This window comes from Halochromatium sp. NSM3 (assembly GCF_059621085.1).
Window position 1 is genome coordinate 22619 of the sequence record NZ_JCAQIA010000002.1, and the last position, 24024, is coordinate 46642.

General features: G+C 64.1%; 21 protein-coding genes and 1 pseudogene. 13 read left to right on the forward strand and 9 right to left on the reverse strand.

Going from position 1 to position 24024, the window contains the following annotated elements:
- The first annotated feature begins 1 nt into the window (after position 1).
- The 5 genes from nusB to AC54T3_RS01265 all read left to right on the forward strand — a co-directional run bounded on the left by nusB (position 2) and on the right by AC54T3_RS01265 (position 6190).
- Positions 2-625: a transcription antitermination factor NusB gene (gene nusB / locus AC54T3_RS01245; RefSeq protein WP_496621682.1), complete on the forward strand. Its 624-nt coding sequence runs from the start codon at positions 2-4 to the stop codon at positions 623-625.
- 73 nt (positions 626-698) lie between these two features.
- Positions 699-1652, forward strand: a complete 954-nt coding sequence (gene thiL / locus AC54T3_RS01250; RefSeq protein WP_496621684.1) for a thiamine-phosphate kinase — start codon at positions 699-701, stop codon at positions 1650-1652.
- A gap of 99 nt (positions 1653-1751) precedes the next feature.
- The gene (locus AC54T3_RS01255; RefSeq protein ID WP_496621685.1) at positions 1752-2291 is read left to right on the forward strand and encodes a phosphatidylglycerophosphatase A family protein; all 540 of its coding nucleotides are present in this window, start codon (positions 1752-1754) and stop codon (positions 2289-2291) included.
- 64 nt (positions 2292-2355) lie between these two features.
- Positions 2356-4605 (forward strand): DNA topoisomerase IV subunit A, encoded by a 2250-nt coding sequence (parC, locus tag AC54T3_RS01260; RefSeq protein WP_496621687.1) that lies wholly within the window; start codon positions 2356-2358, stop codon positions 4603-4605.
- A gap of 112 nt (positions 4606-4717) precedes the next feature.
- The gene (locus AC54T3_RS01265) at positions 4718-6190 is read left to right on the forward strand and encodes a carotenoid oxygenase family protein (RefSeq protein ID WP_496621688.1); all 1473 of its coding nucleotides are present in this window, start codon (positions 4718-4720) and stop codon (positions 6188-6190) included.
- On the opposite strand, the gene AC54T3_RS01270 is transcribed toward AC54T3_RS01265, so the two are convergent.
- From AC54T3_RS01270 to rpsT, 4 genes are read right to left on the reverse strand one after another with little or no spacing between them, the layout of a single operon-like run.
- A complete protein-coding gene (locus AC54T3_RS01270) occupies positions 6167-6556 on the reverse strand; it encodes a hypothetical protein (protein WP_496621690.1) in 390 nt (129 codons plus the stop codon). The two genes, AC54T3_RS01265 and AC54T3_RS01270, sit on opposite strands and share 24 nt — an antisense overlap.
- The gene (locus AC54T3_RS01275) at positions 6556-6693 is read right to left on the reverse strand and encodes a hypothetical protein (RefSeq protein ID WP_496621692.1); all 138 of its coding nucleotides are present in this window, start codon (positions 6691-6693) and stop codon (positions 6556-6558) included. The genes AC54T3_RS01270 and AC54T3_RS01275 overlap by 1 nt, the downstream gene beginning before the upstream one ends.
- Position 6694: 1 nt before the next feature.
- The gene (locus AC54T3_RS01280) at positions 6695-7021 is read right to left on the reverse strand and encodes a cupin domain-containing protein (RefSeq protein ID WP_496621882.1); all 327 of its coding nucleotides are present in this window, start codon (positions 7019-7021) and stop codon (positions 6695-6697) included.
- Positions 7021-7287, reverse strand: a complete 267-nt coding sequence (gene rpsT / locus AC54T3_RS01285; protein ID WP_201244090.1) for a 30S ribosomal protein S20 — start codon at positions 7285-7287, stop codon at positions 7021-7023. The genes AC54T3_RS01280 and rpsT overlap by 1 nt, the downstream gene beginning before the upstream one ends.
- Positions 7288-7466: 179 nt before the next feature.
- On the opposite strand from rpsT, the gene murJ reads away from it, so the two are divergent.
- Together murJ and ribF are read left to right on the forward strand one after the other, a co-directional pair.
- Complete coding sequence (murJ, locus tag AC54T3_RS01290; protein ID WP_496621694.1) at positions 7467-9011, forward strand: murein biosynthesis integral membrane protein MurJ; 1545 nt, start codon at positions 7467-7469, stop codon at positions 9009-9011.
- A gap of 190 nt (positions 9012-9201) precedes the next feature.
- On the forward strand, positions 9202-10143 hold the full coding sequence (gene ribF, locus AC54T3_RS01295; protein ID WP_496621695.1) for a bifunctional riboflavin kinase/FAD synthetase: 942 nt from the start codon (positions 9202-9204) through the stop codon (positions 10141-10143).
- A 69-nt stretch (positions 10144-10212) separates the two neighbouring features.
- On the opposite strand, the gene mtgA is transcribed toward ribF, so the two are convergent.
- From mtgA to apbC, 3 genes are all read right to left on the reverse strand, one after another.
- Positions 10213-10917 carry a monofunctional biosynthetic peptidoglycan transglycosylase gene (mtgA, locus tag AC54T3_RS01300; RefSeq protein WP_496621697.1) on the reverse strand — a complete coding sequence of 235 codons (705 nt, stop codon included), beginning with the start codon at positions 10915-10917 and terminating at the stop codon, positions 10213-10215.
- 170 nt (positions 10918-11087) lie between these two features.
- Entirely contained in the window at positions 11088-12419 is a 1332-nt protein-coding gene (locus AC54T3_RS01305; RefSeq protein WP_496621884.1) for a porin, read from the reverse strand.
- 382 nt (positions 12420-12801) lie between these two features.
- On the reverse strand, positions 12802-13893 hold the full coding sequence (gene apbC, locus AC54T3_RS01310) for an iron-sulfur cluster carrier protein ApbC (RefSeq protein WP_496621699.1): 1092 nt from the start codon (positions 13891-13893) through the stop codon (positions 12802-12804).
- Positions 13894-14134: 241 nt separating this feature from the next.
- Between apbC and metG the strand changes: the two are divergent.
- The 5 genes and pseudogenes from metG to AC54T3_RS01335 all read left to right on the forward strand — a co-directional run.
- Positions 14135-15808: pseudogene (gene metG, locus AC54T3_RS01315) on the forward strand (methionine--tRNA ligase); the annotation flags it as partial.
- A 116-nt stretch (positions 15809-15924) separates the two neighbouring features.
- Positions 15925-16746, forward strand: a complete 822-nt coding sequence (locus AC54T3_RS01320; protein WP_496621700.1) for a DUF1295 domain-containing protein — start codon at positions 15925-15927, stop codon at positions 16744-16746.
- Between the two features lie 91 nt (positions 16747-16837).
- A complete protein-coding gene (locus tag AC54T3_RS01325; RefSeq protein ID WP_496621702.1) occupies positions 16838-17383 on the forward strand; it encodes a lipocalin family protein in 546 nt (181 codons plus the stop codon).
- Positions 17384-17497: 114 nt separating this feature from the next.
- The gene (gene cydD, locus AC54T3_RS01330; protein ID WP_496621704.1) at positions 17498-19249 is read left to right on the forward strand and encodes a thiol reductant ABC exporter subunit CydD; all 1752 of its coding nucleotides are present in this window, start codon (positions 17498-17500) and stop codon (positions 19247-19249) included.
- Positions 19242-21089, forward strand: a complete 1848-nt coding sequence (locus AC54T3_RS01335) for an amino acid ABC transporter ATP-binding/permease protein (protein ID WP_496621705.1) — start codon at positions 19242-19244, stop codon at positions 21087-21089. The genes cydD and AC54T3_RS01335 overlap by 8 nt, the downstream gene beginning before the upstream one ends.
- 43 nt (positions 21090-21132) lie before the next feature.
- On the opposite strand, the gene bamC is transcribed toward AC54T3_RS01335, so the two are convergent.
- Together bamC and dapA are read right to left on the reverse strand one after the other, a co-directional pair.
- Positions 21133-22404, reverse strand: a complete 1272-nt coding sequence (bamC, locus tag AC54T3_RS01340) for an NlpB/DapX family lipoprotein (protein WP_496621707.1) — start codon at positions 22402-22404, stop codon at positions 21133-21135.
- Positions 22405-22444: 40 nt separating this feature from the next.
- Positions 22445-23320: a 4-hydroxy-tetrahydrodipicolinate synthase gene (gene dapA / locus AC54T3_RS01345; protein WP_496621709.1), complete on the reverse strand. Its 876-nt coding sequence runs from the start codon at positions 23318-23320 to the stop codon at positions 22445-22447.
- A 161-nt stretch (positions 23321-23481) separates the two neighbouring features.
- Here dapA and AC54T3_RS01350 point away from each other — a divergent pair, with 161 nt between their 5' ends.
- The gene (locus tag AC54T3_RS01350) at positions 23482-24021 is read left to right on the forward strand and encodes a glycine cleavage system transcriptional repressor (protein ID WP_496621710.1); all 540 of its coding nucleotides are present in this window, start codon (positions 23482-23484) and stop codon (positions 24019-24021) included.
- Positions 24022-24024 lie beyond the last annotated feature (3 nt).

Genomic DNA, 24024 nt, shown 5'->3' on the forward strand with positions numbered 1-24024 from the left:
GATGGCCGGACGCCGCAGCGAGGCGCGCCGCTATGCCGTGCTCGCGCTGTACCAATGGCAGGTGAGCGGTCAGTCGCCGACCGAGATCGCCGGCCATTTCTTCGATGATCCGGCCTGGATGGAGGCGATCGCCGAAGGCATGTCCGAGGATCGGGGCGAGGACGGCACTGGCACTCAAGGAGCATCCTCCAAAGGGTCTGCCTCAAGGTCTGCTCCAGGGTCCGACCCAGGTTCCACCCCAGGGCCAGCGACGTCCCGTGCACGCTCAGGTCAGCCGCCGAGCACGACGGCCACCTCGAACGGCGCCCGCCCCTACGATCATCAGCTCTTCAGTAGCCTGCTGCGCGGGGTGCCGGAAAAGGCCGACGAGATCGACGACGCCTTGCGCGGCAACCTCGACCGCTCGTTGCAGAGCCTGGACCCGGTCGAGCGCAGCATCCTGCGCATCGGTACCTACGAGCTGCTGTTCAGTCCGGAATTACCCGTGCGGGTCGTCATCAACGAGGCGGTGGAACTGGCCAAGGCGTTCGGCGCCGAGCAGGGCCATCGCTATGTGAACGCGGTACTGGATCGGGTCGGGCGCTCGGCACGCGCCGATGAGCTGGCCCGCAAGACCAAGGGCTAGCCCTTGCCCTAGCCGGACCCAGCCCAGCCGAGAGCCGAGCCGCGCACGGCGCATTCTCACGAGGACCATTCCAATGTCCGAATTCGACCTCATCCAGCGCCACCTCACCGGCCTTGGCGCGGCGCGTGACGATGTCCTGCTCGATGTCGGCGACGACTGCGCCCTGCTGCGGGTACCGGCCGATCGTGAATTGGCATTGAGCATCGACACCCTGGTCGCCGGCGTGCATTTCCTGCCCGAGACCGATCCCAAAGGGCTTGGTCACAAGTCACTGGCGGTCGGTCTCAGCGACCTAGCGGCGGTCGGCGCCGAGCCGGCCTGGGCCACGCTGGCGCTGACCCTGCCGACGCCCGACGAGGCCTGGCTGGCCGCCTTCGCGCGCGGCTTCGCCGAGTTGGCCCGCCAGGAAGACGTCCGCCTAGTCGGCGGCGACCTGACCCGTGGGCCGCTGACGATTTCCGTGCAAGTACATGGACTGGTGCCCCAAGGCCATGCGCTGCGCCGCTCCGGCGCGCGGCCCGGCGATCTGGTCTGCGTCAGTGGCGCGCTTGGCGACGCCGGGCTCGCGCTGCGGCATCTGCAACGCGGAGAGCCGCTCGGCGACTACCTGCGCCAGCGCCTCGAGCGCCCAACGCCGCGCGTGGCCCTCGGCGAGGTGCTGCGAGGCGTCGCCACCGCCGCCATCGACCTCTCGGACGGCCTGGCCTCGGACCTGGGTCATATCCTCGGCGCCTCGGCTTGCGGCGCCCGCATCGAACTCGACCGGCTGCCGCTCGCCGATCAGGTCGCCGGTGAGGTTGCCGCCGACAACGACTGGACGCTGCCGCTCACCGCCGGCGATGACTACGAACTCTGCTTCACCCTGCCGCCCACGCACATCGGCGAACTCAGGGTGCTCGCGGCCGCCGCCGGCTGTCCGCTGACCCAGATCGGGGAGATCGAAGCGCGCTCGGGATTGCGCTGGATGACCGCCGACGGCCATCAATGGCACAGTAACAGCCTCGGCTACGACCACTTTGCAGCCTGATGTGTGGTGACCAGATAATCCGCGATGCGCGGCTGATCAGCCTCGCATAAGCCTCTCAATGATTGTTACGCGTTCCAACCTGCTTTAAGGAGATAACCAATGAGCACGCCCCCGACCTCCGACGCGACCCTGAGCCCGACATTTCAGCCCAAACGGCCCGAGCACCTGATCGCCTATGGCTTCGGTGCTGGTCTCTCGCCAAAGGCGCCGGGCACCATGGGCACGCTAGTCGCGATCCCGATCTACCTGCTGCTCGCCAATCTACCGGGTCTGGTCTACCTGCTCGCCGTCGCGGCGCTGATCGGTGCCGGCGTCTGGGCCTGCGACAAGGTTGCCGCTGAACTCGGCCAGGATGATTCACCCGCCATCGTCTGGGATGAGGTCGTGGGCTTCTTGGTCGCGATGGCTGCGGCACCCGTGGTCAGTCTGGCCTGGATCATCATGGGCTTCCTGCTGTTCCGCCTGTTCGACATCTACAAGCCCTGGCCGGTGAGCTGGGCCAAGAATCGCTTCCGTGGCGGTATCGGCATCATGGCCGATGACCTGGTCGCCGGGGCCATGACCTGGGTGGTATTAACGTTCATGGCGATGATCGTCAGCGCCTCGCTCGGCCATAGCATGACGACGATCGCGCACTGATGAGCCTCTGCCCCCCCAGTTGCCGCTAAGTTGCCGCTAAGTTGCCGCCAGCTGACGCCATTGCATGAGCGATAACCCACTCTACAGCCCCGAAGGCCTCGAGCGTCTGCCGCTGCATCTGTTCAGCGAGAAGGCCTACCTGGATTACTCGATGTACGTGATCCTGGATCGGGCCTTGCCGCACATCGGCGACGGGCTCAAGCCGGTGCAGCGGCGCATCCTCTACGCGATGTCGGATCTCGGGCTCACGGCCACAGCCAAGTTCAAGAAATCGGCGCGTACCGTCGGCGATGTGCTCGGCAAGTTCCATCCGCACGGCGACAGCGCCTGCTACGAGGCGATGGTGCTGATGGCGCAATCGTTCAGCTATCGCTATCCGCTGATCGATGGCCAGGGCAACTGGGGTTCGCCAGATGATCCCAAGTCGTTTGCGGCGATGCGCTACACCGAGTCGCGCCTCACGCCCTATGCCGATGTGCTGCTCGCCGAGGTCGCGCAGGGCACCGTCGACTGGCAGCCGAACTTCGACGGCACCCTGGAAGAACCGAAGACCCTGCCAGCCCGGCTGCCGAATCTGCTGTTAAACGGCACGAGCGGCATTGCGGTTGGCATGGCCACCGACATCCCATCGCACAATTTGCGCGAGGTCGCCCGTGCCTGCATCCACCTGCTCAAGCATCCGAATGCCGAGCTGGATGCCTTGATGCGCTACATCCCCGGCCCCGACTTCCCGACCGCCGCCGAGATCATCACGCCTGCGGCCGAGCTGCGGCGGATGTACGAGACCGGGCATGGCTCGGTGAAGCAGCGCGCCCGCTACGAGTTGGAGCAAGGCGACATCATCATCACCGCCCTGCCCTATCAGGTCTCCGGCAGCCGGGTGATGGAGCAGATCGCCGCGCAGATGCAGGCGAAAAAGCTGCCGATGATCGAGGACCTGCGCGATGAGTCGGATCACGAATGCCCGACGCGCCTGGTGCTGGTGCCGCGCTCGAACCGCATCGATGTCGCCCGGCTGATGTCGCACCTGTTCGCGACCACCGATCTTGAGCGCGGCTATCGGGTCAACATGAATCTGATCGCGCTCAACGGCCGGCCGCGGGTGATGAACCTGCGCGAGATCCTGAGCGAATGGCTGAGCTATCGGCGCACCACGGTGCGGCGTCGCCTGCAACATCGGCTCGACAAGGTGCTCGAGCGGCTGCATCTGCTCGACGGGCTGCTGATCGCTTTCCTCAACATCGACGAAGTGATCCACATCATCCGCACCGAGGACGAGCCCAAGCCGGTGTTGATGGCGCGCTTTGAACTCACCGAGGTCCAAGCCGAGTATGTGCTCAATACCCGGCTGCGCCAGCTCGCGCGGCTCGAGGAGATGAAGATCCGCGCCGAGCAGGACGCGCTGGCGAAGGAGCGCGATGGCATTCAAGCGACCCTCGGTGACGAGACCAAGCTACGCGATCTGATCATCGACGAGATTAAGCAAGACGCCAAGCAGTACGGCGATGAGCGCCGCTCACCGCTGACCGAGCGGCCGCTGGCCGCAGCGCTGAACGAGGCCGAACTGGCACCGAGCGAGCCGGTGACCGTGGTGCTCTCGGCAAAGGGCTGGGTGCGTCAGGGCAAGGGCCACGAGATCGACGGCGCCAGTCTCTCCTATAAGGCTGGGGACCGATTCTTGGCGGCGGCTCGACTGCGCAGCAACCAGCCGGCGGTCTTCCTAGATAGCACCGGGCGCGGCTATTCGCTGCCAGCGCATTCGCTGCCCTCGGCGCGGGGTCAGGGAGAGCCCTTGACCGGGCGGCTCGATCCGCCGAAGGGGGCGAGCTTCGTCGCGCTGCTGGGAGGCGATCCGGCCCAGCGCTTATTGCTGGCCTCGGATGCAGGCTATGGCTTTATCTGCACCCTGGATGCCTTGATCGCCAAGCCGCGTGGAGGCAAGGCGGTGTTGACGTTGCCCGAGGGCGCTCGGGTACTGCCGCCGGTGGCGTTGGTGAACGCGCCGGACGCGCTGGTCGCGATCGCGACGACCGCCGGCCATCTGTTGGTCTTTCCAGCCGCAGAGCTGCCCGAGCTGACGCGCGGCAAGGGCAATAAGCTGATCGGCATCCCAAGCGCCCGCGTGAAGGCGCGCGAGGAGGTGGTCGCCGCGCTCTGCACCTTGCCGCCTGGGGTTGGCCTGAGCATCCTCAGCGGCAAGCGCCAGCTAACGCTGAAGCCGGCTGATATCGCACGTTATCAGGCCGAGCGTGGGCGCCGGGGTGCCTTGTTGCCGCGGGGCTTCCAGCGGGTTGAGGGGATGGAGGCAGGATAGAAGCGCTTCATCCCAGGAGGCGACGACCAACACACAGCCCCAGAGCGCCACCTGTGACAGCCACTGGGTGGCCCGTTGTGCTCGCTCTGTTTTCAAGAACTCGAGATCCCTCATGACCATCCATCGCGCTGAGATGCTGAAGAGACTGGCGCAGGCCATGACGCCGGTGGAGCGCGAGTATACCGATCTTGAGCTGAGCGTCTCGGGGACGCTACCCCCTGCGTTGAATGGCGTGCTCTATCGCAACGGGCCAGGACGCTTCGAGCGCGGCGGTATGCCCTATGGCCATGCCTTCGACGGTGATGGCCATGTTTGTCGCTTCGACTTCGCGCATGGGCGCGTGCGCTACACCAATCACTTCGTTCGCACTCAGGCTTTTTGTGCAGAGGAGGCCGCCGGACACATGCTCTGGCGTGGCTTCGGCACGCAGAAGCCCGGCGGACTCTGGTCGAACGGTCTCCGGCTGCGCTTCAAGAACGCCGCCAATACCAACGTGATCTGGCATGGCCAGCGGCTGCTGGCGCTATGGGAAGGTGGCGCGCCGCATCGCCTGGACCCGGTGACGCTGACCACCCAGGGCGAAGAGGATTTTGCCGGCCAGCTCCGCAATCGGTTCGATCCGCTCTCACGCTGGAGTTCGCCGCTGCTGCCGTTCTCGGCGCATCCGCAGCTCGATGCGGAGACCGGTGAGTTGATCAACTTCGGGCTGGTGCTCGGGCATCCGAGCCGGCTGCTGTTGTATCGGGTCGATGCCCAAGGGGTGATGGCGACCCCCGAGGTCCATCAGCTCGATCGCTTCAGCTTCGTGCACGATATCGCCGTCACCGCGCGCTGGATCTGTGTGTTACTGCCGTTTGCCGACTTCGACATCCCGCGCGCCTTGCTTGGGCTCAAGAGCCCGGCGGCGTCATTGAAGCTGAAGACGGATCAGCCAATGCAGGCGCTGTTGATCCCGCGTATGGGCGGGCCCGCGCAGCTGATCGATGCGGTGCCGGGCTTCATCTTCCACATCGCCACAGCCAGTGATCGCGACGACGGCGGTCTCGATCTGCGGGTGATCCGTTATCCGAGCTTTCCGGCCCTGGGGGATGTCGAAGGCTTTTTTCTTGAGGTCGAGCAGAGCGATGGGCTGCCGCGACTAGAACGTCTTCAGATCGATCCCGCAGCCAATCGTTGCTCGCTCAGTCCCTGCACTGAAGAGGTCGGATTCGAGCTGCCATCCGTCAACCCGGGCCGACTCGGCGCCGAGCGGCGGCAGATCTATGGCATCGGCACGCCAGTCGGTCGCCGGCTCCCGTTCTTCAGCGCGATTCAACGCTTCGATACGTGGTCTGGTGAGCTGATCCAGCAGGATCTTGGCGTTGACCTACCAGGGGAGCCAATCCCAACCGCGACGCACCCGGATCAGGAGGATTGGCTACTGAGCCTGGTCTATCGCGGCGCCGAGCGGCGCTCCGATCTGCTGGTGTTGCGCGCTGCGGATCTGGCGATCCAAGCGACGATCGAGCTACCTCATGCCATCCCGCCTGGATTTCATGGTTGTTGGGTTCCCGCAGACTCTCTACTTGAGAAGGTCGATGAGTAGATCGGCGGCCTCTGCGACCCCGGTCGGCGCAACGGGCTCGGCGATGCCCTCAGCAAGCAGCTCAGCCAGCGGCTCGCGAATCTGGCCGGCAGCGAAGTCGCTCGCGCTGATCTCGCGCATCGGCACCTGAGCGGCCAGCCAGTCGACCAGCCAACGGCTCTCGGGCCAGTCCTTGCGCTCGACCGACAGCACCGGGATGCCGTTGCAGGCGGCCTCGGCGAAGGTTCCGTAACCAGGCTTGGTGATCAGTGCATCACAGCTCGCGAGCACCTCAAGGACAGTGCCGCCTTCGGCATCGATCAGGGTCAGGTCATCGCGTCCACGCCCAGCGTCGGCATCCGGGCTCAGCAGGTGCACGCCATCCATCAGTCGCGGAGCGCCGCCGAGCTGCAAGCAGCCGGTACCACATCCGGGAGCCGACGCTTCAGTTCGGTGACGACCGGCGCGACCTGTGCGAGATGGCCGTAGCCATGGGCGGTCACGGCGACGAAGAGGTGGGGCACGTCAGGCCTCGAGATGGATCGCCAGCCAGGTGCAGCCTGGCTCGGCTGAGGTCTGCAACACGCGATGCGGGGTGTGAGCCGGGATGAAGAGATAATCGCCGCTGGTCAGCGCGAGCGTCTCACCCGCGATCTCAAGTCGCGCTTCACCGCTCAGCAGCAGAACCCACTCGTCGTGGGCCTGATCGTAGAGGACTGGCTCAGGCTCGCCGCTGCTGATGATGCGCTCGATGCGCAGGTTTCGACAACGCAGCAGCTCTTCGAAGACCTCGCCTGTTGCTGGCGATGGCTGGTCAGCGAACAGGTTACCGCGTTGGATCAGACCAGGAATTAGGAAGCCAGCGCCTTGACGCGGGCATTCAGCCGGGACTTGTGACGCGCGGCCTTGTGGGCATGGATCAGCCCCTTGCCGGCGGCACGATCGATGACCGGTACGGCCTGCTTGTAGGCATCTGCGGCAGTGGCGTGATCGCCAGCGGCGGCAGCCTTCAGAACCTTCTTCATCGCGGTACGCAAGGTACTGCGCTGCGCGGCATTGCGTTGGCGATGGTTTTCCGCCTGACGGGCGCGCTTGCGTGCTTGTGCGGTGTTGGCCAAGAGTGATCTCCTAAGCTTGGCGGATCAAATGTTCGGTGGCGCTCAAACGCCTAGCCGGCTATTTTCGCCCGCAACAGCCTCCGTTGTCAATACCGAGTGTCGATCCCGAGCGATCCCCTATAATCGCGCCTCTTTGGCTCAAGCATCGCGCATCTGCGCGCCCTCAGAGGCAACACCCCATGGCATCGCTGGCCGCATCCATTGCCAAGGTCGGCAGCAACACCCTGCTCTCGCGCATCCTTGGCTTCGTGCGGGATCTCATCGTCGCGCGTCTGTTTGGTGCCGATGCGGGCACCGATGCCTTCTTCGTCGCCTTTAAGATCCCGAATTTCATGCGCCGGCTGTTCGCCGAGGGCGCCTTCTCGATGGCCTTCGTGCCGGTGCTCAATGAGTACAAGACGCAACGCGGCTTCCCGGCCCTGAAACGCTTCGTTGACGATGTCGCCGGCACCCTCGGCGCCATCCTGTTCGTGATTACCGCGCTCGGGGTACTGGGCGCTCCGATCCTGGTGCTGATCTTCGCACCCGGCTTTGCCGACGACCCGGATAAGCAGTTGCTGGCCGGCGACATGCTGCGGCTGACCTTCCCTTATCTACTGTTCATCTCGCTGACCGCGCTCGCCGGCGGCATTCTCAATACCTATGATCGCTTCGGCGTGCCGGCTTTCACGCCGGTGCTGCTCAACCTCTCGCTGATCGGCTGCGCGCTCTGGCTGGCGCCGCAGATGGAACGGCCGATCATGGCGCTGGCCTGGGGGGTACTCCTCGCCGGCATTGTCCAACTGCTGTTCCAGCTACCCTTTCTGCATCAGCTGCAACTGTTGCCCAGACTGCGGTTCAGCCCGCGCGATGAGGGCGTACGGCGAATCGTGCGGCTGATGATCCCGGCGCTGTTCGGCGTCTCGGTCACCCAGATCAGCCTGCTCATCGATACCCTGCTCGCCTCCTTTCTGGCTACCGGCAGCATCTCCTGGCTCTATTATTCCGATCGGCTGATGGAGTTTCCGCTCGGCATCCTCGGGGTTGCGCTTGGCACCGTGATCCTGCCCAAGCTCTCACGCCAGCATGCTGCGGAGTCACCCGAGGCCTTTTCGCTGACGCTGGACTGGGCCTTGCGCTGGGTGCTGCTGCTCGGGCTGCCGGCGGCGGTGGGGCTTTTTGTGCTCTCCGGGCCGATGATCGCGACCCTGTTTTATTCCGGCGAATTCACCGCCTATGATGTGCTCATGGCCGAGCGCAGCCTGATGGCGTACTCGCTCGGGCTGATGGCATTTCTCGGCGTCAAGGTGCTCGCGCCGGGGTTCTACAGCCGCCAAGACATGAAGACGCCGGTGAAGATCGCTGTGGTCGCGATGCTGACCAACATCAGCTTCAATCTGCTCCTGATGTTCCCGCTCGGCCATGCCGGCCTGGCGCTGGCGACCATCATCGCCGCCAGCGTCAACGCGCTGCTGTTGTTGATCGGGCTGCTGAAGCAGGGTATCTATCGCCCCTTGCCGGGCTGGTGGCTGCTGCTCGCCCAGGGTCTGATCGCCAGCTTCGCGATGGGACTCGCGCTCTGGTTCCTGAGCGGGCCGACGCCGTTCTGGACCGTCTGGGACTTTAGTGAACGCCTGATCCGCCTGCTCGGTCTGATCCTGATCGGCGGGCTCTGCTATCTGCTGCTTGCACTGGTGCTCGGCATCCGACCACGGCATTTGCTGCGGATGAATCCAGCAGCCTGACACGGCCGAAGTCGATTGCTGGGGGCGCTCTAAGCCAGCACCGACACCAACAGTGATGCTGAGATCGACGCACTCATTCGCCCTCGACGAGATCAGGACTTTCCGAACATTCGTTTCGCGACAGCACAGTCAACGGCGACGCGCCCTATAATCCACGGTATTCGCTCACCGAACCGACGGACTCATTGGCATGCGGCTGATTCGAGGCCTTCATAATCTGCGCAACCAGGATCGCGGCTGCGTGGCGACCATCGGTAACTTCGATGGCGTGCACCTCGGCCATCGCGCGGTCTTTCAGCGCCTGCTCGCGCAGGGCGAGGCGCTCCGGCTGCCGGCCACCGTCATTACCTTCGAGCCGCAGCCGATGGAGTTCTTCGCGCCGACGCTCGCCCCAGCCCGATTGACCCGGTTGCGCGAGAAGGTGGCGGCAATCGCCGACGACGGGATCAAACGCATCCTGCTGCTCGAGTTCGGTCCGCGACTGGCCGAGATGGCCGCGCGCGACTTCATTCAGCAAGTGCTCGTCGATGGACTCGGGGTGCACTTCCTGCTGGTCGGGGATGATTTTCGCTTCGGCCACAACCGTTCGGGCGACTATGCGTTGCTCGAGCGCGTTGGCGCTGAACTGCCGCCCGAGCAGGGCTTCGAGGTCGCCAATCTGCGCACCATCAAGCACCAGGATGAGCGCATCAGCAGCACCCGTATCCGGGAATTGCTCGCCGCCGGCGATTTCGAGCAGGCCCGACACCTGCTTGGCCGGTCATACCGCATCTGTGGTCGAGTCGGGCATGGCGACCGGCGTGGACGCACGATCGGTTTTCCGACCGCCAACATCAGCCTGCATCGGCGCGTAAGCCCGCTGCGGGGTGTCTACGCGGTGCGGGTGCATGGAGTGAGCGACGCGCCTTGGCCCGGCGTGGCGAATATCGGGCGCCGCCCCACGGTCGCCGGCACCGATGAGCGGCTCGAGGTCCACCTGTTCGATTTTGACGGTGATCTCTACGGCACCCATCTTCAGGTCGAATTCTTGTTGCGACTGCGCGATGAACAACGGTTCGACTCATTCGAGGCGCTCAAAGCACAGATCGCACGCGATGCCGAATCGGCGCACGCTTGGTTGGTCGGCGAGTGACGGCGCATCGGCCTCAGCGCAGCCGGCGCCAGTTAGCCTAGATCAGATAGCTTTGCAGACAACGGGTAGCTAGAGCCGATCCAGATAAGCCGGGCCGCCGAGATTGCGCATCTGCCGCTCGATCCAAGCGGCCTTGCGGCGCACATGCGGCGAGGGTGAGTGAACGCGGTAGATGCTCGGATTCGGCAGCACGGCGGCAAGCAGTGCAGCCTCGGGCGTGCCGAGCGTGGAGACGGGCCGATCGAAGAAGCGCCAGCTCGCGGCCCCGACACCATAGGTCTTCGGGCCGAACTGAGCGATGTTCAGATAGACCTCGAGGATGCGCTGCTTGGGCCAGAGCAGCTCGATCAGCACGGTCAGCGGAGCCTCCAGTGCCTTGCGCAGCCAGTCGCTGCCGGGCCAGAGGAAGAGATTCTTCGCGGTCTGTTGCGAGAGCGTGCTGGCACCGCGCAGCGAGCCGCCGTTGCGCCATCCCTCAAGCGCCTTGTTCAGTTCCACCAGATCGAAGCCGGCATGGGTGGGAAAGCGTTGGTCCTCGGCGGCAATCACTGCGAGCTTGACCTCGGGCGGGATCAGATCGGCCGCGACCCATTCGTGGTAGAGCCGCTGAGCGCCGTTCCTGTCGTCTGAACCAGCCGTCAGCCAGTGGCGGACCATGAACGCCGAGGTGGGCGGATCAACCCAGCGGAAGAGCAAGATCAGCGCGGCTGTCAAGATCAGCAGCAGCGCAACCGCTACCGCATGCCATTTGAGCAAACGCAAAAGGAGTCGCATGCACGCTCAGCTCTGTCTGCCGCGCAGAATCATAGTTAACCAGGCGCGGATGAGGTTCCTCAACCCTTGCGGATCGAGCACGTCGTCGCAGAATTGGTTTGGGATGAAGCCGGCCAAACAAAAAAACGGGGCCCGAAGGCCCCGTCCTTAACACAGATTACTGATCGAGATCAGAACTTGTGGATCATGCCAGCGGAGAAGCCACTCCACTCAGTGCCGGGGGCGTCTGGGGAGCCGCTCAGATCATCGTCGACCTGGGTGTAAAGCACGTAGGCCTGGGTGCGCTTGCTGAAGTTGTGATCAAAGCCGATTGCCCAGGTATAGCGATCGCCCTTGAGATCGCTCTCCAGGTTATTCAGCGAAATAACATCGCGAGTCCGACCGAGTACCTCGGCGTCGCCACGATCGACCGAACCGTACATGGCTTTGACGGTGTTGTTACCAAAGGCGTAAGCGGCTTGGACCTGCCACAGGTCTTGCTTCTCGAACATGCTAGCGCTACCAACATTGACGGTGCCGTCAGAGGCGACGGTCGTCACAGGTGTGCGCATCTGACCACCGGGCAGGTTCTCCTGCCGCTCCCAGAGTCCGGTCAGGGTGAAGCCGTTGAAGTCCAGAAGGCCAAGACCGATACGCCACTTATCGTACGAGCTTCCGATGTAGTTGCAGCTCAGCGTCGGCGTGCCATCGGCTTCGATGCATGCAGACTTGCCAGCCAGGCTGGTCGTCTCGTTCATGAACATGTCCTTGTCCAGCGACTCGTAGGCGAGCGATCCGTAGAAGGGACCGTTGTTGTAGATACCAGCCAGCGACCAGGCGCCTGCCAGCGAATCCGAGTTGATGTTCGTGCCATAACCGGCAGTCGCACCGCCGCCAGCGACCACGGCACCCATGAACGAGAAGCCAGAGAAGCTCGGCGAGATGTAAGCGATGACGTTATCAGCACGGATGTCGTCGAAACCAACGGTGCCGTTGTAGTCAGCCATGGTGTCGCTAAACAGATCCAGCTTGCCAGTGGAGATCTTCAGCGGGGTGTCGTGACGACCGACCAACGCGGTACCCCAGTCGCCAGCCAGGCCGACGAAGCTATTACGCATGCTGATGCCGCCGTTGCCGCCGCTAGGAATATTATTGTCGGCGGCACTGAAGTTCACGCCAAGCTCGACCTGGTAGATCGCCTTCAGGCCGTTACCCAGATCCTCGGAGCCCTTGACGCCGAGGCGGTTTGCACGGCTAACGCCGGGCATATAGCCACCTCTACCCGAAATCCCCCAGCCCTCGAAGTCTTTGCCTCCAGCGGTGAGGGGGTTACCGTTTTCATCGAGATAAATTGCGTCGGAGGGAACTCCGTCCGGATCGACATAATTGGTGCCAATCGCATCACTGACGTCGGCATAGTCGATCGACATGTGCAACTTGCCGTACAGGGTGGCCTCGGCCATCGCGGCGGCCGGGGCGGCCATCGCGGCGGCGACGGCCAGGGTGAGAAGCTTCTTCTGCATCTTGATCTCCGCTGTGTTGTGAAAAAGACGAAAGATTGCACTAACCTTCCGCAATCGTGCCTTGCAGCGGAAATAGTAGACTAGGCCGGGATAGCTCGCAACAGTTTTTTAGAAAAAAGAGACAACTGGTGATTTCGTTGCGACATCGCAACAACCTTGTGAAAGTGCAGGACAAGGCACCTAGGGGTCTCAATAATTTCAAATGAAAAACATAGTGTTACCGATTACGAACCTGCTGTCTCCCCGGCGTATCGACAACCCAGAAAGGGCGAGGTAGCGCCTTGAGCGTGGCGATCATTGCACAGTCAGCAGCGATTTGCGCGCGCTTTCACCGCCGATAACAGCGGTGAGTATCGTCCAAGAAAGTCGGTTGCAACAGCGCCTAATTGTTCTGGATCACAATCCGCGGGAACTTGGCTGCGTAGTCCTTCGCCTGCAGCGAGAGCTTGGCGGCGGTCTTACGGGCGATCTCGCGGTAGAGTTCGCTGATGCGCGAGTCCGGGTCAGCGACCACGGTCGGCTTGCCGCCATCGGTCTCTTCACGGATCTGGATATCGAGCGGAAGTGAGCCGAGCATATCGACGCCGTACTGCTGTGACATGTTTTCGCCGCCGCCCTTGCCGAAGATGTGCTCCTCGTGACCGCACTTGGAGCAGATGTGGATGCTCATGTTCTCGACGATGCCGAGCACCGGCACCTCGACCTTCTGGAACATCTTCAGGCCCTTGCGCGCGTCGAGCAGGGCGATGTCCTGCGGCGTGGTAACGATGACCGCGCCCGAGACTGGCACCTTTTGCGCCAGCGTCAGCTGGGTATCACCAGTGCCCGGCGGCAGGTCGATGACCAGATAATCGAGATCGGACCAGTTGGTGTCGTTCAGCAGCTGCTCCAGCGCCTGGGTGACCATCGGCCCGCGCCAGATCATCGGCGTCTCTTCCTCGATCAGGAAACCGATCGACATGGTCTGCAGGCCGTGGCTGATCATCGGCTCCAGGGTTTTGCCATCCTTGGATTCCGGCTTGCCGGAGACGCCGAGCATACGCGGCTGGGACGGACCATAGATGTCGGCGTCCAGGATGCCAACCTTGGCACCCTCGGCCGCTAGTGCCAGCGCCAGATTGACCGCCGTGGTCGACTTGCCGACACCGCCCTTACCCGAGGCCACGGCGATGATGTTCTTAACGCTATCGATCGGCTTGAGCGACTTCTGCACCGAGTGCGCCTTGACCTGCCAGCCGACATCGACCTGCGCCATGCTGACGCCCTCGATGCCTTCGACCTGCGCCTTCACCGCATCGGCAATCACCTGCTGGATGCCGTTGGCCGGGAAGCCGAGCAGGACCTGGACCTTGACCTGATCGCCCTCGACCTCGATACCCTTGATACAGTTGGCGGAGACTAAATCTCGGCCGAGATGCGGCTCGGTGTAGCCTTTGAGGGCGGCTTCGACAGTCTCTTTGGTCACTTCGGTCATGGGAAACTCCGTTGTCTGTAAGATGCGAGCGCCTGGCTTCGACGGCGAATGCTGACGAACCGACCCCGTCGCTGGCATTCCAACTGGTATCAGCAAGCGCTAATTCAAGCCTGCTTGGCGATCTGCTCAGCGCTCCTTGATACACTGGGCACGCGTCGCCTCAGGCCAAGCCTTAAAACAGTTTAGTGGCCTTGACAGGCCTCGTGCAGTGCAATAAACCCCAACCCCAGAGCCCTCTGCAATGCGTCAACCCCGCGACATCCTGGTCACCAGCGCACTCCCCTACGCCAACGGCCCGATCCACATCGGCCATCTGGTGGAGTACATCCAGACCGACATCTGGGCGCGCTTCCAGAAGATGCGCGGCGAGCATTGCTGGTACGTCTGCGCCGACGACGCGCACGGTACGCCGATCATGCTCAAGGCGCGCCAAGAGGGCATCACGCCCGAGGCGCTGATCGCCCGCGTCGCCGAGGAGCACCGCGCTGATTTCGACGGCTTCCGGGTCGGCTTCGACAATTACCACTCGACCCATTCCGACGAGAACCGCCACTACGCAAGCCTGATCTACGCGCGCAACCGCGACGGCGGACACATCGCCAAGCGCAGTATCGAGCAGGCCTATGATCCGGTCGAGCAGATGTTCCTGCCCGACCGTTTCATCAAAGGCGAGTGCCCGAAATGCGGCGCTGCGGATCAGTACGGTGACAACTGCGAGGCCTGTGGCGCCAGCTACTCACCGGCCGAGCTGAAGAACCCACGCTCGGCGGTCTCCGGTGCCGTGCCCGAGCAGCGCACCTCCGAGCACTATTTCTTTCGGCTCGCCGATTTCGAGCCGATGCTCAAGGCCTGGACCCGAGGCGGGGGCCTGCAGGGACAGGTCGCCAACAAGCTGGATGAATGGTTCGATGCCGGCTTGCAAGAGTGGGACATCTCGCGCGATGAGCCCTACTTCGGCTTCGAGATCCCGGACCACCCCGGCAAGTTCTTCTACGTCTGGCTCGATGCGCCGATCGGCTATATGGCCAGCTTCCAGAACCTCTGCGACAGCGCCAAAGGCCAGGCCGCAGGGCTCGACTTCGATCACTTCTGGGCGCCCGAGAGTCCCGCCGAGGTCTATCACTTCATCGGCAAGGACATCATCTATTTCCATGCGCTGTTTTGGCCCGCGATGCTGCATGGCGCGGGCTTTCGCACCCCAACCGCAGTCTTCGCGCACGGCTTCCTGACCGTCGATGGCCAGAAGATGTCCAAATCGCGCGGCACCTTCATCAAGGCGCGCACCTATCTGGATCACCTCAACCCCGAGTATCTGCGCTATTACTTCGCCGCCAAGCTCGGCGCTGGCGTCGACGACATCGACCTAAGTCTTGATGACTTCCAGGCGCGGGTGAACTCGGATCTGGTCGGCAAGGTGGTCAACATCGCCAGCCGCACCGCCGGCTTCATCGGCAAGCGCTTCGACGGCCGACTCGCCGCCGAGCTGCCGGATTCCGCGCTGTTCGAGACCTTCGTCGCCGCTAATGCGGTCATCGCCGAGGCCTTTGAGGCGCGCGAGTACAGCCGCGCGGTGCGCGAGATCATGAACCTTGCTGATCGCGCCAATCAGTACATCGACGAGCAGGCGCCCTGGGTGGTCGCCAAACAGGACGGGCGCGAGGCCGAGCTGCAGGGCATCTGCACCCAGGGGCTGAATCTGTTCCGACTGCTGATCGGCTGGCTCAAGCCGATCCTGCCCGGCACTGCCGAGGCCGCCGAGCAGTTCCTGCAGATCGAGCCGCTGAGCTGGGATCAGCTCGAACAGCCGCTGCTGGATCATGAAATCGCCACATTCAAGCCGCTGATGACCCGCATCGAGCCAAAACAGATCGCGGCCATGCTCGAGGCGTCGAAAGAGGACCTGAGCGCCTCGGCAGGCTAAGCCGAAGTCAGGGTTGCCAATGCCCAACAGCTGCACAATCTTTGGTCAAGTCCTAGACAATCCATCCCTAGGACGCTCGCCAAGCCTTTACGACCTGGACAAGCTCAATCATGTTTGACATTCATATCTATGCCGTTGGACTTGCCGTTGTGCTGTCGATTGCCGTCACCGCCTGGCTGGTCAGCATCCCGAAGCAGAATGTCAGCTTCGTCGACAGCCTCTGGTCCCTGTTCTTCCTGGTGCTTGCGCTGGTCTACATCACCTGGGCGCCGACCTTAGAGGCGCGCGCGTACATCCTGCTGTTCGTGGTCACGGTCTGGGCCACCCGGCTCTCGGTGTTCATCACGCTGCGCAATCGCGGCCAGCCCGAGGACCGACGCTATCAGGCCATCCGCGCCGAGAACGAGCCCGGGTTCTGGTACAAGAGCCTCTATCTCGTCTTCGGCCTGCAGGCGGTCTTGGCCTGGATCATCTCGCTGCCGTTGTTGGGTGGCATCCTGAGCGCGGCGCCGCTCGGCTGGCTCGACTATGCGGCGGTGCTGCTGTGGCTGATCGGTTTCGGCTTCGAGGCCATCGGCGATCAACAGCTCGCCGCCTTCAAGGCTGACCCGGCGAACAAGGGACAGGTGCTCGATCGCGGGCTCTGGCGCTACACCCGGCACCCGAATTACTTCGGCGAGGCCTGCATCTGGTGGGGCTTCTACCTGTTCGCGCTCTCGGCTGGCGCCTGGTGGAGCATCATCGGCCCGATCCTGGTCACCATCCTGCTACTGCGCGTCTCCGGGGTGAGCCTGCTCGAGAAAGACATCGGCGAGCGCCGGCCGGCCTATCGTGACTATATCCAGCGCACCAATGCCTTCTTTCCCGGCCCACCGCGCGCATCGACCGGAAACGACTCGCCCCAAGCCCCTGATGGCGAGTCGCGGCTCTAGCATGTTGCGGCTCTGGTATAACGATGACCTCGGCTGGTGCGGCTTGTTAACGCGACCGGCAAGGCCGACACTGAATCTAGTGGAGACTCTGATGCAGCGATTCCAACCAACACGGCGGTTGCTGCTCGCGGCCGGCATCCTTAGTCTGCTCAGCGGCTGTACCGAAACCGGAGGTGAACCGATGAAGACCGTCGATCATGTCGACCTAGAACGATTCATGGGCGACTGGTACGTGGTCGCGAACATCCCGACCTTTGTCGAGAAGGGCGCCCATAATGCCGTCGAGTCCTACGCCCTGAATCCGGATGGGACTATCGCCACCACCTTCACCTTCAACAAGGATGCGTTCGACGGCCCCCAGAAGGTCCACCATCCGAAGGGCTTCGTGCTGGATACGACGACCAATGCCCAGTGGGGGATGCAGTTCATCTGGCCGATCAAGGCCGACTTTCGCATCATCTCTCTCGATGATGACTATCAGAACACGGTCATTGGGCGCTCCAAACGTGACTATGTCTGGGTGATGTCGAGAACACCTGACTTCAGCGACGCAGAATTCGAGGAGATGAAGGCCTTCATCGAGAGCGTCGGCTATGATCCCAGCGAGCTGCAACGGGTGCCGCAGCAAGACGCTTGAATGAGGTCAGCACTCAGTTTTGCTGCGAGAGTTGCTACAATCGCGCTCCTGTCACGTCACTCGCTCCCGGAACCCGACGGACCCCCAACTCGCTTGACTGCTCCCCGCGCATTGTTGGATGACCAAAAGCCGCTAGCCTCGCGCTGGCTGCGGCTTTCGGTCGGCCTTGGCCTCGGCAACGGGGTGCTGCTGATCCTCCAGGCCTGGTTGCTCGCCCAGGTGATCGATGCCGTGGTCTTCAGCAAGACCACACTGGCCGATGTCAGCCACTGGCTCTGGCTCCTGCTCGACCTGTTCGTGATCCGTGCGGTCATTGCCTGGGCCTCGGAGCAGACCGCCTTCCGCGCTGCGGCACAGGTCAAGATCAGCCTGCGCGATCGGCTCTATCGCCATATCCAGGCCGCCGGTCCGGCTTGGATGGCCGGACAGCGCAGCGGCGCCATCGCCGAGGATCTCACGCGCGGCATCGAGGCCGTGGAGGCCTATTACTCACGCTATCTGCCAGCGATGTCGCTGACCGCGCTGATCCCGCTCGCGATCCTGATCGTGGTGCTGCCGCTGGATTGGCTCTCGGCGCTGATCATGCTGGTGACCGCGCCGCTGATCCCGATCTTCATGATCCTGATCGGCAGTGGCGTCGAGCGCCTGAACCAGCAGCTCTGGAAAGACCTAGCGCGGATGGGGGCGCATTTTCTTGACGTCATCCAGGGCATGACGACGCTGAAGCTGTTCAACGCCAGCCGGCGCGAGGCCGAGGTGATCGCGCGCATCTCCGATGACTATCGCGCCAGCACCATGCGCGTGCTGCGTGTCGCCTTCCTGACCTCGGCGGTGCTCGAGCTGTTCTCGACCCTGGGGATTGCGATCATCGCGGTCTTCATCGGCTTCCGGCTCTATCAGCTGGACCTGCCGATCCCGGATCTGATCGCGCCACCCGAGATCAGCTTCGTCACCGGTTTCTTCATCCTACTGCTGGCGCCCGAGTTCTATGCGCCGCTGCGCAATCTCGGCACCCATTATCATGGCCGCATGGAGGCGATCGCCGCCGCCGAGCGCCTGGTCGCGGTGATGGATACCGAACTGCCAGCGCCGCCGAGGCAGGTCGCAAGCCTGAGCGCGGATAGCCCGCTGCAGATCCGTTTCGAGGAGGTCTGGTTCAGCTATGAGCCGGGGCGACCGGCACTCGCTGGCGCCCAGTTCGAGATCAACCCCGGCGAGCGCATCGCGCTGGTCGGTCCGAGTGGCGCCGGCAAGACCACGGTGGCGAGCCTCCTGCTCGGCTTCATCCGACCCGAGGCGGGTCGCATCAGCGTTGATGGTCAGGATCTCAACGCGCTGGCGATCGACGACTGGCGCCGGCGCCTGGCCTGGCTGCCGCAGCAGCCGCGGCTGTTCCAAGGGACCATCGCCGACAACATCCGGCTCGGCCTGCCCGATGCGACCCTTGATGAAGTCCGCCAAGCCGCCGAGCGCGCGCAGGCCACCGAGTTCATCGAGCGCCTGCCACTCGGCTACGACAGCCCGGTCGGCGAGCGCGGTGCCGGGCTCTCGGGCGGTCAGATCCAGCGCGTCGCCCTCGCGCGCGCCTTTTTGCGCGATGCACGGCTGGTGATCTTGGACGAAGCGACCGCAAGCCTGGATCCGGCCAGCGAGGCCCTGGTGCAGCGCGCGGTCGATCAGCTCGCCGAGGGGCGCTCGATGCTGGTGATCGCGCATCGGCTGAGCACGGTGCGCAACGCCGACCGCATCCTTGTCATCGATGGCGGGCGCATCGTTGAATCCGGCGCCCATGCCGAGCTGATCGAGCGCGATGGGCCCTATCGGCGCATGGTGAGACTGCTGGAGCCGGGAGACGCGCATGCCTGAGCTGACTCGGCTCTGGCGCCTGTTCCGGCCTTATCGGGGCTGGATGCTCGGCGGCTTCGCGGTGTCGCTGATCACGCTGCTGGCCAATGTGACGCTGATGGCGATCTCGGGCTGGTTCATCACCGCGATGGCAGTCGCTGGCGCGACCGGGGTGGCGATGAACTATTTCACGCCGGCGGCCATCATCCGCAGCAGCGCCATCGGCCGCACCGCTGGGCGCTATTTCGAGCGCCTGATCACGCACGAGGCCACGCTGCGCCAACTCGCCGGGCTGCGGGTCTGGTTCTATCGGCATCTAGAGCCGCTCGCCCCCGCCCGGCTGATGGAGTACCACAGCGCCGATCTGCTGACCCGCATCCGCGCCGACATCGACGCCCTCGATAACCTCTATGTGCGCGTGCTGGTGCCGGTCCTGGTCGCGATCACCGCTGGGCTCGCGTTCTTTGTCTTCACGGCGCTCTTCGATCTGGGGCTCGCGCTGCTGTTGCTGGATATGTTGCTCATCGCCGGCGTGGTGCTGCCGGCGCTGGGTCATTGGCTCGGCAAGCAGCCGGGCCGGCGTATCGTCGAGATCCAGGCCGAGCTGCGCCAGGCCGGCATCGACGGCACCCAGGGTCTGTCTGAGCTGCTGATCTATGGCGCCGCCGACAGCCACGCCCGGCATCTGGATGCGCTCAGCCGGGCGTTGGTCGCCGAGCAGGCGCGCATGAGCCAGCTCACCGGCATCGCCCAGGCCGCGACTGGCCTCACCGCCAATCTGACCCTCTGGGGCATGCTCTGGTTCGGTATCCCGCTGGTGCACGATGGCAGCCTGGCGCCGCCGGAGCTGGCGATGCTGGCACTGTTCTCGCTGGCGACCTTCGAGGCCGTCGCGCCCTTGCCGATGGCCTTCCAGCAGCTCGAGTCGACGCTGACCGCAGCGCGCCGATTGTTCGCGATCGTCGATACCGAGCCGGCGGTACCCGAGCCGACTGGTCCCGCGCCGCAGCCACGCGATCACGGGCTGTCGATTGAAGGGCTGCGCTTCCGCTATCCCAGCACAGGTGCGGGCTCTGGCTCCGGCGGCTCAGACAGCCCTGATCCTGGCATGAACTCTGGTATGGGCTCTGGCTCCAGCGATACGGGCTCCGGCGGCTCAAGCTTGGGCTCGGCCACCAAGCGACCGCCAATACTCGATGGCATTGATCTTGAGCTACCGCCGGGCCGGCGGATGGCGATCGTCGGCGCCACCGGCTCCGGCAAGACCACGCTGTTCAATCTACTGCTGCGCTTCTGGGCACCGGAGGCCGGTTCGATCCGGCTCGGCGGCGAGCCGCTGGAGGCGTTTTCGGGTGAGGATCTACGCAGCCGCATCGCCCTGCTCTCGCAACACACGCATCTGTTCGATACCAGCATCCGCGAAAACCTGTTGATCGCCGCTCCCGATGCGCCGCAGGGCCTGCTCGAGCAGGCCTGTGCGACGGCCCAGATCCACGACTTCATCGCCGATCTGCCCGAGGGTTATGACACCTGGGTCGGCGAGACCGGGGTGCGGCTCTCCGGCGGCCAGGCACGCCGCATCGCCATTGCCCGCGCGTTGCTGCGCGATGCGCCAATCTTGCTGCTGGACGAGCCGACCGAGGGCCTGGATGCGGTCACCGAGCGCGCGCTGATGGATGCCGTGCAACGGCTGATGGCCGGGCGCACGGTGCTGCTGATCACCCACAAGCCAGTCGCGCTGGCGCAGATGGACGAGATCCTAGTCCTCGATCAGGGCCGCGTCATCGAGCGCGGCACCCACGCCGAATTGCTCAAGGCCCCGATCTACCCGCGCCTGCTTGGATTGGATCTCGACGTCTGAGCCTGAGTGGCACCCGCCGCTGTCCAAATGCGGCGGGCCGCCTTCAGCCAAGCTGCTCCTTCAGCAGCGCTAGGATCTGCTCGGCGGTCGCCGAGGTATCGCGCTGGCCGGCTTCGTTGTACACCTTCACCCGACTCTCTTGGCCATCGCCCTCGACGCGAATCTGATAGGTCTTGGCGCCATCCGGGCCATCGCCTCCTTTCCAGAACGCCATCCTCGACAGCATCCCCTTCTTCTCGCGCTTGCCTGGATCATCGTAGCGGACGAAGAACACGCCGGCGCTGCGATCGCGGTCCTCGACCGCAAACCCGGTGCGATCGAGCGCGAGTCCGGTCCGCCTCCAGGCGCGGCGGAATTCCTCCGGGATCATCAGCTCGCTGCCAGCTCCGGACGTGAGCAACCGTGCCGGCGCCGCTGGCGGCGCCGATGGTGAGGTCGCCGCCGCAGAGCCACCGCCCTGCGCCAGCATGCGCTGCGCGTTGCTGTCGGAGACACCGAGGAAGAGCATCAGCCGCCGCAGCATCTCCGCTTCTTTGCCAGGATCGGTCGGTGCTGGCTCCCAAATCGTCGTCGAGCCTTCGCCAACGGTATTGCGCACCAACCGCTCTTCCATGCCGCGATGAGTGAGATAGACTTCGGCGGTGGTGGCGCGCGGCCCGGCATCGATGCGGACGCGATATTGATCGCGGGTGGAGGTTGCATACAGACCACCGGCCACCTTGCGCAGCATGTTGGTGACGAAGTCCTTGCGCAGTTCAGCACGGTTCTCGAGCCAGTCGGTCTTCATGACGCCGACGGCCGGGTCTTGCTCCTCGAGCAGAATCCCCTGTTGACGCCAAAAGGCGACGACCTTGGGCCAGACCACCTGCGGCGAGGCCTCGACCTCGAGCCAACGCTGATCGCCGGAGCGCTTCAGCGTCACACCGGAGACCTCGGGCAAGACCTCACTGCTGCCGGCCATGCGCTCACGCGCCTGCTGTCCGCCGGCGTAAGAGGAAAAGGTGGCCGTGCCGCTCGCCCCCGGGATATCGAGCGCGTCATTGAAACCGGCGCCGGCAAGATCGGGCGGCAGCTCGAGATTGACCTCGGCTTCGCGCGCCTTCTTGTACTCGACGCGGCGATCTGGCAGGTATTGGTCGAGCTTCTGCGCGCTCCCACAGCCCGTCAACAGCAGGGGCGGCAGCCCCCAAGTCGTCGATAACAGGGCCGCGCTCAGCACGATGCGACCGCTGCCGGCAAGCCGGGGTAAAGGGTGAGCGGCGGCTTCATGGCCCGCGCTTGCGGAATCTCGCGTCGAGAAAGCGGCTGTTTTCATCGGAGTCCGGTCAAACCCTATCATTTGAAAGGCACGCGCTTCATAAGACGCCCGCCTCGACGAGCGCCTCACGGACCGCAGCATGCTGCGATGGCGACAGCCAGGTGAGCGGCAGTCGAATGCCGGCCGGGATCAACCCCATCTCATGGAGCGCCCATTTGACCGGTATGGGGTTGGATTCGACGAACAACCGCTGGTGGAGCGGGTCCAGCCGCGCGTTCAAGGCCCGCGCCTGCCGCGCATCGCCGGCCAACGCCGCCGCGCACAGCTGGGCCATGAGTTCGGGCGCGACATTGGTCGTCACCGAGATCACCCCGTCTCCACCCTCGAGCATCAGCTCGCAGCCGGTGGCGTCATCACCGCTGTAGATGGCGAACTCCGCGCCGGCGCCCGCGCGTAGCTCGACGACCCGCCCCAACTCGCCGGTCGCGTCCTTGATGCCGACGATGCGTGGATGCCGGGCGAGTTCGATCGCCGTTGTCGGCAGGAGATCACAGGCGGTGCGACCGGGCACGTTATAGAGGATCTGCGGGATATCGACGGCATCGGCGATCTGCGTATGATGCGCGATCAGGCCGGCTTGCGTTGGTTTGTTGTAGTAAGGCGTCACCAACAAGGCCGCGTCGGCGCCGGTATCGGCGGCACAGCGCGTCAGGCGGATGGCCTCCACGGTCGAGTTCGCACCGGTGCCGGCGATGACCGGAATGCGGCCCGCTGCGGCTGCGACGGTGCGCGCTAGCACGTCGCAGTGCTCGGCCTCGTCCAGCGTCGCCGACTCACCGGTGGTACCGACGGCGACGATGGCAGCGGTCCCGGCCTGGATGTGTCGCTCAACGAGCTGCTCAAGCGCCTCGCCGTCGACCTCGCCCTCTGCGCTCATCGGCGTCACGAGAGCGACGATGCTGCCTCTGATCATACCGTCCTACTCCCGGCAAAAAACTAGAGTGGAATGGTATCTTGGGGGATTGAACCTTTACAAGCGCCGGTCCGCGCCGGCGTGGCGGCGTTTGGCCTGACATCACCGCTTGCTGCTACACTTTAGCCCTCCCCGCCGCGAGCGCTCAGGAATTCAGAGACATGGCCACGCACAAGACTTTCCTCGTCATCTCCGCAGTCGGTGCCGACCACCCCGGCCTGGTGAACGACCTCTCGCGCAGCATCCTCGAGCATGGGTGCAATATCGAAGACAGCCGCATGACGGTACTCGGCGGCGAGTTCGCGGCCATCCTGTTGGTCGAGGGCAAATGGAACACCCTCGCGAAGGTGGAGAACGCACTGCCCGAGCTGCAGCGCTCGCTCGACCTCACCATCGTCTGCAAGCGCACCGGCGCGCGCGCCCAAGGCGAGGGCAAGCTGCCCTATGCGGTGGATGTGATCGCGATGGACCATCCCGGCATCGTCAACAACCTCGCTGGCTTCTTTGCCGAGCGACGCATCAACATCGAAGACATGGCCACCACCACCTATGCCGCCGCGCATACCGGCACGCCCATGTTCGCGGTGCACATGACCGTCGGCATCCCGGCGGACACTCACATCGCCACCCTGCGCGAGGAATTCATGGATTACTGTGATGGGCTCAACCTGGATGCCGTGCTGGAGCCGCAGAAGGCCTGATGC

Excerpts from the sequence above, each read along its gene's own strand:
- nusB (WP_496621682.1), top strand. The coding sequence starts at position 2 with ATGGCCGGACGCCGCAGCGAGGCGCGCCGCTATGCCGTGCTCGCGCTG.
- thiL (WP_496621684.1), top strand. The coding sequence starts at position 699 with ATGTCCGAATTCGACCTCATCCAGCGCCACCTCACCGGCCTTGGCGCG.
- AC54T3_RS01255 (WP_496621685.1), top strand. The coding sequence starts at position 1,752 with ATGAGCACGCCCCCGACCTCCGACGCGACCCTGAGCCCGACATTTCAG.
- parC (WP_496621687.1), top strand. The coding sequence starts at position 2,356 with ATGAGCGATAACCCACTCTACAGCCCCGAAGGCCTCGAGCGTCTGCCG.
- AC54T3_RS01265 (WP_496621688.1), top strand. The coding sequence starts at position 4,718 with ATGACCATCCATCGCGCTGAGATGCTGAAGAGACTGGCGCAGGCCATG.
- AC54T3_RS01270 (WP_496621690.1), bottom strand. The coding sequence starts at position 6,556 with ATGGATGGCGTGCACCTGCTGAGCCCGGATGCCGACGCTGGGCGTGGA.
- murJ (WP_496621694.1), top strand. The coding sequence starts at position 7,467 with ATGGCATCGCTGGCCGCATCCATTGCCAAGGTCGGCAGCAACACCCTG.
- ribF (WP_496621695.1), top strand. The coding sequence starts at position 9,202 with ATGCGGCTGATTCGAGGCCTTCATAATCTGCGCAACCAGGATCGCGGC.
- mtgA (WP_496621697.1), bottom strand. The coding sequence starts at position 10,917 with ATGCGACTCCTTTTGCGTTTGCTCAAATGGCATGCGGTAGCGGTTGCG.
- AC54T3_RS01305 (WP_496621884.1), bottom strand. The coding sequence starts at position 12,419 with ATGCAGAAGAAGCTTCTCACCCTGGCCGTCGCCGCCGCGATGGCCGCC.
- apbC (WP_496621699.1), bottom strand. The coding sequence starts at position 13,893 with ATGACCGAAGTGACCAAAGAGACTGTCGAAGCCGCCCTCAAAGGCTAC.
- AC54T3_RS01320 (WP_496621700.1), top strand. The coding sequence starts at position 15,925 with ATGTTTGACATTCATATCTATGCCGTTGGACTTGCCGTTGTGCTGTCG.
- AC54T3_RS01325 (WP_496621702.1), top strand. The coding sequence starts at position 16,838 with ATGCAGCGATTCCAACCAACACGGCGGTTGCTGCTCGCGGCCGGCATC.
- AC54T3_RS01335 (WP_496621705.1), top strand. The coding sequence starts at position 19,242 with ATGCCTGAGCTGACTCGGCTCTGGCGCCTGTTCCGGCCTTATCGGGGC.
- bamC (WP_496621707.1), bottom strand. The coding sequence starts at position 22,404 with ATGAAAACAGCCGCTTTCTCGACGCGAGATTCCGCAAGCGCGGGCCAT.
- dapA (WP_496621709.1), bottom strand. The coding sequence starts at position 23,320 with ATGATCAGAGGCAGCATCGTCGCTCTCGTGACGCCGATGAGCGCAGAG.
- AC54T3_RS01350 (WP_496621710.1), top strand. The coding sequence starts at position 23,482 with ATGGCCACGCACAAGACTTTCCTCGTCATCTCCGCAGTCGGTGCCGAC.